This is a genomic window from Streptomyces sp. NPDC020801, assembly GCF_044334385.1.
Lineage (GTDB): Bacteria > Actinomycetota > Actinomycetes > Streptomycetales > Streptomycetaceae > Streptomyces.
On record NZ_JBIRST010000005.1, the window covers coordinates 140704 to 153362 of the forward strand.

Below are 12659 nucleotides of genomic sequence, written 5' to 3' on the forward strand. Positions count from 1 at the left end.
CAAGCGGAGGAGTGCGGGGGCAAGCGTTGCGTCGACACTAGCCAAGAAGTGCACAAATGCCAGCGGCAGAAGACCGGCAGAAGACCGGCAGAAGGGCGCACATTGAGTGGCTCAACTGCCTCTCCGGACGGCGAGGCATGTCTTGCGGCAAGTGACGGTGACGTGTACGAATTGGCAAGTAAGAGTCTGCGGGGGCTACCAAATTACTGTGCGAAAGGTTTACCCGATGGGCATCACCCTCAGCCAGAGGCAGGTCGATTTCTACCGTGAGAACGGGTTTTGCGTCGTTGACGGGATATTCGACACCGAGCTGATCGAGAAGGCGCGTGCCGTCGTCGACGGCCTGCTCTCCTCCGCCGACCTCGCCAGTGTGGCCGAGGCAGAGCCGGAGGACGGCTCCAAAGCTCGCCGCATTTGGGCTCCGACCTCGCGGGACGAACTCTTCGCCGGCATCGCGGAGGACCCCCGACTCCTCGACGCTGTGGAGCAGTTGATCGGTCCCGACATCGTGCTGCAGTACTCGAAGCTCAACGTGAAGCCCCCGCGCGTGGGCAGTGTCGTCGAGTGGCACCAGGACTTCGCGTTCTACCCGCACACGAACACCGACCTGGTCGCCACGCTGATCTATCTCGACGACGCGACCCGGGAAAACGCCTGTCTGCGCGTCGTCGCCGGTTCGCACCGGCACGGCCTCTTCAAGCACGAGTCGGAGGGCTACTTCGTGGGCAAGGTCCCGTCGCCGGCGGACGTGGGCCTGGACGACTCGGCGATCACCGACTGCGAGGGAGCTGCGGGATCGGTGGTGTTCATCCACCCCCTGCTCCTGCACTCGTCGGAGAAGAACCTCTCGGATCTGTACCGCCGCGTCTTCATCCCGTCCTACCGCGCGGCCGATGCCCTTCCCATCTACTACGGTCCGCACGCCGCGCACAACGAGCCGACGGCGAAGCTCGTGCGCGGCAGTGCGTCCAGGACCGTGCGCAGCGAGGCCGGCCTGTGGCAGCTCCCGATTGCGGCGGCGGAGTTCAACTCTCTGTACCAGATCCAGGAAGGCTCCCACGTGAGCGACGGGACGAAGTCGTCCACCGGATACTTTTCCTACGAGGACGGCACAAAGGACACGGTGGGCGGCGCCTCGATGTGAGCCGACGACACCGGCTGCCAAAGGCGGGACCCATCACGGCAGTTGCGCCGCGGTTGCGGGCACGCCGAGGCACCGGGCCGGTCGCCCGGCCCCTCCGGTGGCCGCCTCCGGCGAGCGGCGCAGCACCGCCGCGGCTTCGTGTACCGTCGGCGTGACCACGGTGCCGACACAGGCGCCGAGTCGGCCACCGCTGTAGAGCAGCTCGCCCAGTTCCGCCACTCCGGCCCTGGCCATGCCCGACAGCGGTGCCAACAGGGTCAGGTCGGAATGCGCGTGTTCCGCACGCCCACAGGGACAAGAGCGATCCGCGGATCAACGAGATTCTCTGCGCCCGCCGGCTCGACGCCCATGGCCCGGCCTCCGGTGACATCCACCTGCTGCGTACCGGCACCACGCTTCGCCGACGGTGCCGCTGACCGAGGACTGCTGGCGCCCACACCGTGATCAACGTGACCCGGGCCTGCGCGAAAGACCTGAGCAAGCCGCCGGCCGGGGACGGCCGTTGGTGGGAGAACCCGGGCGCGCGGGCCGTCGAGCATCCCTGACCCTCCGCATCGGACGAGAAGCCACAAGGAGCATCATGACCAGGTCGCTGAGCGGAACACCCGCTGTCGTGCTGATGGACCCCTGTGGGCCGAGCATGGGATTCAAACCCCAGGTGGCCGAGCGTGGAATGGCCGTGATCTCCGTCTACACGATGCCCCGCGAGCACGTCGAGACCCGGTGGCCCGACCACGCGGTGGGTGACACGGTCAGCCTCTACGCGATGGAGCTCGGCGAGATCCGGGCCCAACTCGCCGAGCTGGGCGCCGACATCCGCGCGGTGGTGCCCGCATCCGACGTGGCCGTGGACAAGGCGGACACGCTGGCCGAAGAGTTCGGCCTGCCCGGCAACGGCGCGCGGCACGCCCTCGCCCGCCGGGACAAGTCCGTGATGCGGGAGACCGCCGCGGGGGCGGGGGTTCGTATTCCCCGGTACGCGCTGGTCGAAGAGGCGACCGACATCGCCGGTGCCGCGCGCGCCGTGGGCTTCCCCGCCTTCGCCAAGCCGACGACCGGGGGCTCCTCGCACGGCGTCCGGCTGCTGAGCCGGCCCCAGGACGCCGAGGACCTTTCGGACCTGCCACGGATCGACCACTTCGGACGGCCGGTCCAAGCCTGGCTGGTCGAGCAGTACGTGCGTGGCCGGGAGCTGGGCGTGAACTTCTTCTCGCACGACGGAGTGCACCACGTCGTGGACATCTGGGAATACCGGCAACCCGACGACCGGGATTACTCGTTCCCCTACTGGGACTGGGCGCAGATCCCCCAGGACGACCCCGACTGGCACACTGCCGTCGACTACGTGCGGCAGGTGCTCGACGCGTTCGGCGTGCGTCTCGGCCCCAGTCACACCGAGATCAAGATTTCGGCCGGCGACGCCTACCTCATTGAACTGGGCGCTCGTCTGCCCGCCTACCCCATGATCGACGCGTGGATCGCGCGCAGCGATCTCGACCCGCATCGCCAGACCCTGGCCTGCCGGCTGGGCGAGGTGCCGAAGATCGCGACCGCGCCGGTGAGGCTTGACGGCTTCTGTGGCGCCGGCGCCATTCGCAACGACGGACCGGCCGGTCGTCTGGTGGAGATCCGCGGGCTGGACAAGGTGGAGCGGCTGCCCGGCGTTGACAAGCTGGTGGTGGGCTACCAGGCGGGCGACATGGTGCCGACGACCGGCAGTATAAGGACGGTTCCGGTCAAGGTGAGTGTTTCCGCGCCGGACCACCCGGCACTGGTCCAGCGACTGGCTGCGGTCCGCGACACCGTGGAACTAGTGATTGAACCGGTCTGCTGATCCCGATGAAGTTCTTGTCCTCGTATCGGGAGCTCTTTTCCCTGCCGAAATTCGGCTCATCCCTGTTCGCGGCTGTCGCAGGTAAGCTCAGGCCCGGAATTTCTTCGCTGGCCCTCCTGCTCGGGGTCGCGCATTACCGGGGCCTCAGTCAGGCAGCAGTGGTCGTCTCGGTGTCCGCGCTGTCCGGAGTCACCCTCCCGCTGAGGGGCAGGCTCATGGACCGCCACGGCCATACCCGGGTGATGGGGCCGCCGCTCGTGGCGTATCTGTTCGCGCTGACGGTCCTGGTGCTGAACGAACGCGCACATGGACCGTTCGCCGTCACATTGGTTGTCGCGTTCGTCGCGGGGGTGACGGCTCCACCCATCCAGATCGTGACCCGGCTGATGTGGCGCGAGATGACCACGGGCGAACTCCGGACGACCATCCTGTCGCTGGACACCATGCTGACCGACGTGGGGTTCATCGTAGGTCCGACCATCGCAGCCTTCCTGGTGGTGGTCGTGGCGCCCTGGGCCGGGCTGGCCGCCTCCGCGCTGCTGTGCACCATCGCGACCCTCCTGCTGCTTTCCCGCAGGCTGCCGCACCAGCGCGAAGTGCCGCAGTCCGCGGAGCGCCACTGGCTGGGCCCACTGCGCAACCGTGTGCTGCGCAGGGCGATGGCGGCGGCGATGTCCTTCTTTCTCGCGGTCCGCGCGATCGAGTTGGCCTTTCCCGCCTGGGCGCAGCAGCACGATTCACCGCTGATGAGTGGAGTGCTCCTCACTTGTATGTCGGTGGGCAGTGTGACGGGCGGTCTCGCCCTGGGAGCGCTGCCGGCGCGGTGGTCGGTCAAGGCCACGTTGCCTGTCACGCTGGCCGTGCTGTGCCTGGGGACCCTGCTGGTGGCGGCGGCCAGCTTCACCTGGACGGCGGTCCTGGTCGCGGCCACGGCGCTCATGGGCATCGCACTGGGGCCGAGTTTCGTGGCCCTGTGGGCGACGGTCGGCGATCTGGCTCCGGCGAACATGGCCGCGGAGACCCAGGCGTGGATCGGTTCGTTCATGTCGTTGGGCGGAGCCGTCGGGGCAGCGGTCGGCAGTGTGGTCGCCCAAGGCCTTGGGCCGTGGGCGCTGCTGGTTCTCGCAGCCGTGTGCCTCGCCATCGGATCCGGGCTGGCGTACCTGGTGGGCAAGGCCGGGCCGGTGACGCCGGAAAAGGCGCCGGGATTCGATATCCATCACGCCGTGAATGCGGGGAAGTAGTGCCTCGTCAACGGGTAGCTCTTTTGAGCCATGTGGGTTACGGCGCCTACCGCCACGATGATGGCAGCCCTTTCTTCCATCCGGACGAATTCGACATCACCCTGCTCGCACGGCCTCGCGATATCGCACAGTTGACTCCCGGGCAGGTAAGCCGCTGTATCCCTGTGGACATCGACGCCTCTGCCGAGCTTGAGCTGTCGCTGCCCGCGCTGGTCGGTGACTTCGAATTCGACTGGGTGGTGGCGACCCAGGAGCGGCTGCTGCTGCCGGCGGCGCGTCTGCGCGAGGCCGTTGGCGTCGCCGGCCTGGGAACGGAGCACACGCTGCTGCTCCGCGACAAGGTGGCGATGAAACGCCACTTTTCGGCGCACGGAATCCGGGTTCCGGAGTTCACGGAAATATCCGAACCCATCCAGGCGGCAGAGCTGCTCGACAAGTTCGGCCAAATTGTCGTCAAGCCTGTCCACGGCGCCGGTTCCGCGGACGTGCACATTGTCCGTGACCAGAACGAGCTGATCGGCTTGCAGCGGCAAGGGTTCGGCAGTCCGGACCGGTACGAGGCCGAGGAATTCATCGCGGGTCGTCAGTTCCACATCGACAGCGTTGTCAACAACGGCGTGCCGGTTGCTGTCTCCGTGTCGCAGTATCTGGACTCGCATGAAACGTTTCCGCTGAATGGGCAGATCCGGTCGCACACCCTCGACGACGGGCCGGACCTCGAACTCCTCCTGGCGTTCAATCGCGCGGTACTCGGGTGCATCTCCTGGTTCAGTGGCGCCGCACACCTCGAAGCGTTCCTCGATGACCGCGGCAGGCCGGTGTTCTGCGAGTTGGGCGGTCGCCCCGGTGGGGCCGGAATAGAGGCTGCATTCCGGTATCGCCACGGGATTTCGCTGCTTTTCTCCAGCGTCCTGCCGCAGGTCGGGCGCAACGTCCCGGACGCCAGTGATCTGGCGCGCACGGACCAGCCGGCGACCGGCTGGTCCATGATCTACCCGCCGACGCTGGGCCGCTTCCGTGGGTACAACGCGCTTCCGCAGGCCAACTGGCTGCTTCAGCTCACGACGCCTTACCGTCCGGGTGACCCCGTCGGGCAACCCAGGCGATCAACGGACGCGATCGCGGTCGCGGCCGTCTGCGGCAGAGACTCACGTGAAGTCGTTGACCGGCTCGCCGAGGTCAAGAGCGAAATCATCGTGTCGATCACTCCGGAGTGATCCGTTACAACACGGGTCAGGCGCCGCCGTCGCAGCGTACAGAGAACTTGGTTATGGAGGGTGAACATGACGGTGGAGAACATGACGGCAGAGCATGTCACGAGCGAATATCTGAGGCGATGCCACGCCGATGAACGATTGCGGTCGGTAATGTTGACCAGCCACATACCGGCATCATTCCAAAACGCGCATGAACTCTTGTGCAGGCCGCTTTTTGCCGATCGAAAAGCGATGGATGCATTGGGTTCCGATGTCAAGAGCATGTTCGACATCATTATTTCATTGCCTGAGCGGTTGTTCGACGGCGACCTCGGTAGGTACTGCTCCGCGATTGGAATCGATGAGCAACGCACGGCGTTGATCAGCCGGTTGCGTAATGTCGAGCCGCCGCGGTCTGGACGTGCGGACCTGTATCGAGACGGGTCAGCCTTCAAACTTCTTGAGTTCAACGTGAACACCGGGCTCGGTGGCGCGGACATGGTTGAGGTACATCGCGCTCTGATGGCGGCGGAGCCGTTCGCCGGGTTCGCAAGAGAATTCAATCTCGATTACACCGACACTATGGCGGCGAGAGCCGATCTGCTTCGCGATGCAGCCGCGACAGTATCAGGAGGACGAGAGCCCGTGATCGCCGCCATAGAGGCGGATGGAGGAATTTCAGCTTGGGTGAATGGTTTTCGATCCATTCAGCATTCGATGGCGAGATATGGAATACAGCTCGTCCTTGGAGAGCTTGGCCAGCTGAAGCAGAAGAATGGCCGAGTATACCTCGACGGCGAGCCGCTCGATCTCATACTGCGGTATTTCATGGTTGACCAATTGATCGATGACGCGAGTGGACAGGCGGCGTATGAAATGATTTGCCGGGTGCACGAGCAGGGTAAGCTGGTGCTGCACACGCCGCCCACAAGCCACCTCTTCAACGACAAAGCTGCGTTGGCCCTGTTGTCCGACCGTAGGTATCTAAATTCATTCTCCGGTGCGGAGCAGGAGCTGATCGATCGAATGCTTCCATGGACGCGCCTCCTGCGTGAGGGCTGGACCCGGTTCAATGATGAACGAGTCGATCTCATGAGCTTCTCGATCGAACATCAACAAGAGCTGATTCTCAAACCGGGCGCAGGTTTTGCGGGCAACGGCGTCGTGGCTGGCTGGGAGACCGAAAGACGTGAATGGGTGAACCTGCTGCGCCGCAGCGCCGGCGGGCCGTTCATCATCCAGCATCGCGTGGATCCCACTCCCGAACTTATTGTCGACCCCGACAGCGGGCGACTGGAACACATCCTGCCGGCGTGGGGTGTGTTCTTTTCAGAAAATGGCTACGACGGAGGGTTTGTTCGGGCTGCCACCAACCCGAAAACCTCGATCACTGGGGGGCCGGGAACGCGAAGGACCGGTTTGTTCACCTGCAATGGCCAATGAGGCCGTGTCCAAGGAGTACGGGCACGGCAAAGTCGGCCCGCTCGGCGTCTAGGCTGGTGGAAGCCCCAGGAGATTGAGGATCCGGCGGTTCTGGCGGGCGTTGTACCGCAGTGCGGCGGCGATGTCGGTGATTCATAGGCATTCGCACGGCCGGCACTGGCGGCGAGGACGAAGTCGCCCTCCTCGGAGCGGGCGCACTCGAAGACGGCGCAACCGGCGTGGCCACCGGCGGCGACGGCCTCCGCCACCTCTGCGGCTTCAGCCCGTTCCGTATCAGGTGAATGCAGCCGGAAACACGCGGCGCGCCTCAGTGAGGTGTGCTTGCCGCCGCCGTCGCCTCCTTCCACACCGCACGGGCCGCTTGCAGAAAGGCGTCGTTTTCCGCCGGTGTCCCCACGGAGGCGCGCAGCCGACGCGGTACACCGTTGTCGCGGATCAGGACTCCGTGGTCGAGCATGGCCTGCCACGCGCGGCGGGTGTCGTCGAAGGGGCCGAACTGCACGAAGGGGGCGTCGGATTCGTCGACGTCGTAGCCGATGGCCGTCAACTCGCTCACGACGCGCCGCCGTTCGTCCTTGAGCTGTTCCACGTAGGCCAACAGTGTGTCGGAGTGCTCGAGCGCGGCCATGGCGAGTGCCTGGGTCACGGACGACAAGTGGTAGGGCAGCCGTACGAGTTGTACTGCGTCGACCACGGCGGGGTCGGCGACCAGATAACCCACACGCAGCCCCGCGGCGCCGAAGGCCTTGGACATCGTACGGGTGACCACGAGGTGGGGACGGTCCTCGACCAGTGGCACCAGGGACGGCCGGTCGGAGAACTCCCCGTACGCCTCGTCCACGACGACCATGCACGAACGGGCCTCCTGCGCCATGTCGTACAACTCGAGCACGGTCTTCGCGGGGACGGCGGCCCCGGTCGGATTGTTCGGAGAGGTGATGAGGACGAGGTGGGGCCGTTGCTCGGCGAGAGCCTCGCGCGCGGCGCACAGATCGATGCCGAAGCCCTCGTCCCGCAGGCAGGAGATCCACGTCGTACCGCTGTTGCGGGCGATCAGCGCGTGCATCGTGTACGACGGCTCGAAGCCGAGGGCGCGACGGCCCGGGCCGCCGAACGCCTGGAACAGCTGCTGGATCACCTCGTTGGACCCATTGGCAGCCCACACCTGCCGGGCGTCCACAGGGTGACCGGTGGCGCGCGTCACGTACCCGGCCAGCCCGGCCCTCAGCTCCAGTGCGTTGCGGTCCGGATAGCGGTTGAGTCCGCCCGCGACCTCGCGCACCCGTTCCTCCATCGCCCGCACCAGCGGCTCCGGCAGAGGATAGGGGTTCTCGTTGACGTTCAGGCATACCGGAACATCCAGTTCCGGAGCGCCGTATGGGCTCTGGCCGCGCAGCTCGTCCCGAACGGGCAGATCATCGATGCGGGTCACCGTGGGGCACTTTCTGGTCGAGGAATTCGAGGACGAGCGGGCCGGCGAGGTCGCGGCACTCCTCGAAGTAGGCGTGACGGGCGCCCTGGAACAGCTCCAGCCGCGAGCCCGGGATGCGGGCTGCCAGCAGCGGTGCGTTGGCGGTGGGATTGAGCAGGTCGTCGGTGCCGTGCAGCACCAGGGTCGGGGCGACGATGCCGGGCAGCGCGTCCCACGCGTCGTGCCCGCCGCTCGCGACCAGGTGCCCGCGCCGGGCATGCGCCGGCATGCTCCGGTCGCCGAGCGTGTGGTACGGGCCCGGGTGCGTCGCGAGCCAGGCCGGGGTGTACATCAGCTCCAGCAGAGCTTGTCGCGCCTCGACCGGATCGGGCTGGATCAGGGATCTGCGGACTTTGCCGCTGCGGTCGATGCCGTGCCGACCGCCGGCCGAGGTGCAGCCGAGCACCAGGGCACGCACCCGCCGGGAGTGGCGGACGGCCAGACACTGGGCGACGCGCCCGCCCATGGACGTGCCGTACACGTCCGCCCGGTCCACGGCCAGTTCGTCGAGGACCGCGACCACGTCGTCGGCGAACCGCTCGGTGGAGTAGGGCAGGTGAGGCCTGTCGCTCTCACCCGTGCCCCGGTAGTCGATCGTGACCGTGCTCCGGGAGTCGGCGAAGTCGTCGCGGACGCCGTCCCACCAGTGGTGGTCGTTCGCCTGGCCCGCGAGCAACACGAGCGGGGGACCGTCACCGCGCACCTGGTAGGCGATGCGCACTCCGTCCGACGTCCTGGCGTGCGGCACGGTGGATCCTTTCGGAGGTGACATGGTGGGCGGCCGCCGCGCATCGGCTGGGCGGCCGCCCGAGGCCACGGTAGGGGACGTGATCGCTCACCACGCCAGGGTGACGCCCTCGTGGCTGGTCACCCGGCCGGGCCCGGCTTCGCCTCGGTGCCGACCTCGTGGGAGAAGTAGCCGGTGGACGACTTCCCACTGGACCTGACGTGAGATCCCTCCTGGATCTCGTAGAGCGAGTTGAACTCGGCCTCGGCGATGGGCAGTCGCCACACGCCACCCTCGCTCCGCGCGGTCTTGGACGGCTTGCCGCGCAGCAGTTTCGCATCGGGCTCGTTGTGCGCCGCGTGAGGGCCGTAGTAGAGCGGCAGGGCGTCGGCCGCGCGGTAGGCGGGGATGAAGACGCGACGGTAGAGATCCGAGAGATTCTTCTCCGACGAGTGCACCACGAGCGGGTGCAGGAACACCACGGTGCCCGCGCGGCCTTCGCAGTCGACCACGGTGGACTCGTCCACGCCCACGTTCTCCAGCGAGGAGATCTTGCCGCCGAAGTAGCCGTCGCGCTCGTGGCTGAGCAGCCCGTTGCGGTGCGAGCCGGCGGCGACGCGCAGGCAGGCGTTCTCCCTGGTCGCGTCGTCGAGGTAGATGAGGGCGGCCACCAGGTCGGTGTTGGAGTGCGGGTAGTAGGCGAAATCCTGGTGCCAATCGACGACACTGCCCACCTGGGGCGGCTTGACGTTCAGCTTGGAATACTGAAGAACAATGTCCTCGCCGATCAGCTGGGAAATCGCGTCGAGCAGCCTGGAATCCTCCGCGAGCTCGGAGAAAACGCGGTCACGTGCGGTGGGTGCCCAGATTCGGCGCGCCTTTGTGCCGTCTTCGGGTTCTGCTTCGGCGACACCGGAGAGGTCAGGAGAAGAGAGCAGATCGTCCACAATTCCGCGTGCTTTGTCGAGCACGCCATTGTCGAAGATTCCCTCCACGACACAGTAGCCATTCTCCCGGTAAAACCTGACCTGGCTCTGGGTGAGGATGTTTCCCATGCTTTTCACTGACTTCCGGGTCGTTCGGTCCGTCGGTCGTTCAAAGTTCATTCCGCAGCTAATTGCCGTGGTCAGTCTTGCACCCTGCCGATAGGCATCGCAAGGGAAGGTGAGGCACAACAGGAGGCATCTTCGCGCGCCGACTGCCTCGTATCTGCCGCCCCTTCTGCCGCCTCTCCGGGTACGCCGTCGCTCATCTCGAATGTCGCTGTTTCCCGGCGCCCACCCTGAAGCCTCAGGAAATTTGAGGTGTTCAATGACAAGTCGGCCGCACGAGGTCGTCGGCAATGGACACCCGGAGTCGGCCGAAATCCTCGACTGTACGCTCCGGGACGGCAGCCACGCCGTGGATTTTCAGTTCAGGGAAGAGACCATGAGGGACGTTCTGCATCCCCGGCCTGGCCGGGCCGGACCACCTCAGGCGTGCCGCGGCCGCAGGCATGCGCTTCGTACGCGTCGGAGCGGACATCTTCTGTGCGGCCGTGATCCGCGCAGGCCAAGGGCACGATGGTGGTTCACCGTGGGTGGTGCCGTCGAGGACGGCGAGGAGCCGTCAGAGCCGGGTGCGCCGGTACGGCAATGGGCGCGAGCCTGCTCTCTCACGCGCCCCAGAGCGTGACGTACACCGGGGGCCGGAACCGGGAGGGCGGGACGCACGCGCCGGGCGCGCGCATGATGCGGGTCGCTGCGGGTGTGTGCAGGAAGTGCAGGAACGCGGCGGTGGCCGGGGAACGGTGCTCGGGCTGCAGGACGGTGGCGTGCCACGTGGCGTCCGACGGTGTGGCCGGGGTCTCCAGTATGCGCAGCTCGTCACGCCGGATGCGGGGCGACACCAGATGGGCCGACGCCGGCGCCACTCCAGCGCCCTCCGCGGCGGCGGCCCAGGTCGCGGCCTGGTTGGGGAACACCCACACGTGTCCCTCGGCCACTCCGAGCCGGCGCAGCAGCCGCCCGGAGTCCGCGTCCGGGTCGGTTCCGGAGGAATCGACCAGCCAGGACCACTGCGGCGGCGGACCGGGCGGCCGCGGCGACCTGGCGCCGATCACCACGACCAGCTGGGTGCGGAACAGCGGCTCGCCGACCAGTTCGCCCCCGCGCGCGGCGCCGAGATGCGGTCCGAGCCCGACGTCGGCCAGCCGGTTCTCCACCAGCACGCGCATCTCGTTGCCGGAGGCCACCCCGAACGAGGTCTCGGTCCTGCGCCCCGAGCGACAGGCGAAGGCCTCCACCAGCTGCGGGAGCACGAACTCGGCCAGCGTGCTCGTGGCGACGACCCGTAGTTCGTCGGGCGCACCCCGTGCCGCCCGCACCGCGGTCTCGGCATCCGCGTTCAGCGCGACCATCCGCGACGCGACCGGCAGCAGCCGCGCCCCGGCGGGCGTCAGACGCATCCCACCACCGCCGGTGCGCCGGATGAGCGGATCGCCGAAGTGGGTGCGCAGCGCGGCGAGCGCCTGCGACACCGCGGACTCGCTCACGTCCAGCGTCCGCGCCGCGGCGCCCACCGAACCGAGCCGGGCAACCAGTACGAAGGTGCTGAGCTGCGTGACGGTCACTGCATGATTTTCACGCGTTTGGAGTGATAAGTGAATACTTATAACGCTATTGCATGACCAGTGCCGAAGAGCGCAGCATCGACATAGCGATGGGTACAGCGTTTCAGGAGGGCCCGATGCAGGTTCCGGCTGCATTCCAGTACGAGAGGGCCACCAGTCTCGAGCAGGCGATCGAGCTGCTCACACGGTACGGCCCCGAATCCCGGGTGGTGGCGGGCGGACACAGCCTGCTGCCCATGATGAAGCTGCGGCTGGCCCAGCCCGAAGCCCTGATCGACATCAACGGCCTCGACGAGCTGGCCTTGATCCGGGTGGACGGGCACGACCTGGCCGTCGGAGCGATGGTCCGCCACGCGGAGCTGCTCGCCTCGCCGGTCGTCGGCGAGCACTTCCCCATCCTGCGGGACGCGGAACGGGTCATCGCCGATCCGCTCGTGCGCAACCGCGGCACCGTGGGCGGCTCGCTGTGCCAGGCCGATCCGTCGGAGGACCTGTCCGCGGCGTTCTCGGCACTGAGGGCGACCCTGGTCGCCCAGGGCCCCGGCGGCAGGCGCACCATCGCGATCAGGGACTTCTTCCTCGGACCGTACGAGACCGTCCTGGGCGAGGCGGAGCTTCTGGTGGAGATCCGCGTGCCCATCCGTTCGCACGCCAGCGCCTACCGCAAGGTCGAGCGCCGGGTAGGCGACTGGGCGGTCGTCGCCGCGGGAGCGGTGCTGGAGATCTCCGACGGCGTCATCGCCGAGGCCGGGATCGGGCTGACCGCGGTGGGTGCACCACGGTTCGTGGCCGGGCAGGCCGAGGACTTCCTGCGCGGCGGACGCCCGGACGACGAGGCCTTTGCCGAGGCGGGCCGGATCGCCGCGCAGGAGTGCAGGCCGACGGCCGACCAGCGCGGCCCGGTCGACTACAAGCGGCATCTGGCCGGGGAGCTGACCACGCGGGCGCTGCGCGCCGCCGCCGCACGTGCCCAGGGGCAGGAGGCGTGA

The 12659-nt window shown here is 67.2% G+C and carries 11 protein-coding genes; 6 read left to right on the forward strand and 5 right to left on the reverse strand.

Going from position 1 to position 12659, the window contains the following annotated elements:
- The first annotated feature begins 226 nt into the window (after positions 1 to 226).
- Entirely contained in the window at positions 227 to 1144 is a 918-nt protein-coding gene (locus ACH4UM_RS12665; RefSeq protein WP_398176987.1) for a phytanoyl-CoA dioxygenase family protein, read from the forward strand.
- 33 nt (positions 1145 to 1177) lie between these two features.
- Here ACH4UM_RS12665 and ACH4UM_RS12670 read toward each other — a convergent pair whose 3' ends face one another.
- Positions 1178 to 1378, reverse strand: coding sequence for a hypothetical protein (locus ACH4UM_RS12670; RefSeq protein WP_398176989.1), 201 nt, complete (start codon positions 1376 to 1378; stop codon positions 1178 to 1180).
- Positions 1379 to 1724: 346 nt separating this feature from the next.
- Here ACH4UM_RS12670 and ACH4UM_RS12675 point away from each other — a divergent pair, with 346 nt between their 5' ends.
- From ACH4UM_RS12675 to ACH4UM_RS12690, 4 genes are all read left to right on the forward strand, one after another.
- Complete coding sequence (locus ACH4UM_RS12675; RefSeq protein ID WP_398176991.1) at positions 1725 to 2978, forward strand: ATP-grasp domain-containing protein; 1254 nt, start codon at positions 1725 to 1727, stop codon at positions 2976 to 2978.
- Between the two features lie 5 nt (positions 2979 to 2983).
- Positions 2984 to 4222, forward strand: coding sequence for an MFS transporter (locus ACH4UM_RS12680; RefSeq protein WP_398176993.1), 1239 nt, complete (start codon positions 2984 to 2986; stop codon positions 4220 to 4222).
- Between the two features lie 32 nt (positions 4223 to 4254).
- Positions 4255 to 5439 carry an acetyl-CoA carboxylase biotin carboxylase subunit family protein gene (locus ACH4UM_RS12685; protein ID WP_398176995.1) on the forward strand — a complete coding sequence of 395 codons (1185 nt, stop codon included), beginning with the start codon at positions 4255 to 4257 and terminating at the stop codon, positions 5437 to 5439.
- A gap of 66 nt (positions 5440 to 5505) precedes the next feature.
- Entirely contained in the window at positions 5506 to 6861 is a 1356-nt protein-coding gene (locus ACH4UM_RS12690; RefSeq protein WP_398176997.1) for a hypothetical protein, read from the forward strand.
- A gap of 307 nt (positions 6862 to 7168) precedes the next feature.
- Here the strand turns inward: ACH4UM_RS12690 and ACH4UM_RS12695 are convergent, their stop codons facing one another.
- From ACH4UM_RS12695 to ACH4UM_RS12710, 4 genes are all read right to left on the reverse strand, one after another.
- A complete protein-coding gene (locus ACH4UM_RS12695) occupies positions 7169 to 8293 on the reverse strand; it encodes a histidinol-phosphate transaminase (RefSeq protein WP_398176999.1) in 1125 nt (374 codons plus the stop codon).
- Positions 8277 to 9080, reverse strand: coding sequence for an alpha/beta fold hydrolase (locus tag ACH4UM_RS12700; RefSeq protein ID WP_398177001.1), 804 nt, complete (start codon positions 9078 to 9080; stop codon positions 8277 to 8279). Before ACH4UM_RS12700 ends, ACH4UM_RS12695 begins: the two co-directional genes overlap by 17 nt.
- A gap of 119 nt (positions 9081 to 9199) precedes the next feature.
- Positions 9200 to 10114 (reverse strand): phytanoyl-CoA dioxygenase family protein, encoded by a 915-nt coding sequence (locus tag ACH4UM_RS12705; RefSeq protein WP_398177003.1) that lies wholly within the window; start codon positions 10112 to 10114, stop codon positions 9200 to 9202.
- 599 nt (positions 10115 to 10713) lie between these two features.
- Positions 10714 to 11670: a LysR family transcriptional regulator gene (locus tag ACH4UM_RS12710; RefSeq protein WP_398177005.1), complete on the reverse strand. Its 957-nt coding sequence runs from the start codon at positions 11668 to 11670 to the stop codon at positions 10714 to 10716.
- A gap of 53 nt (positions 11671 to 11723) precedes the next feature.
- Between ACH4UM_RS12710 and ACH4UM_RS12715 the strand changes: the two genes are divergently transcribed.
- A complete protein-coding gene (locus ACH4UM_RS12715) occupies positions 11724 to 12659 on the forward strand; it encodes an FAD binding domain-containing protein (RefSeq protein WP_398177007.1) in 936 nt (311 codons plus the stop codon).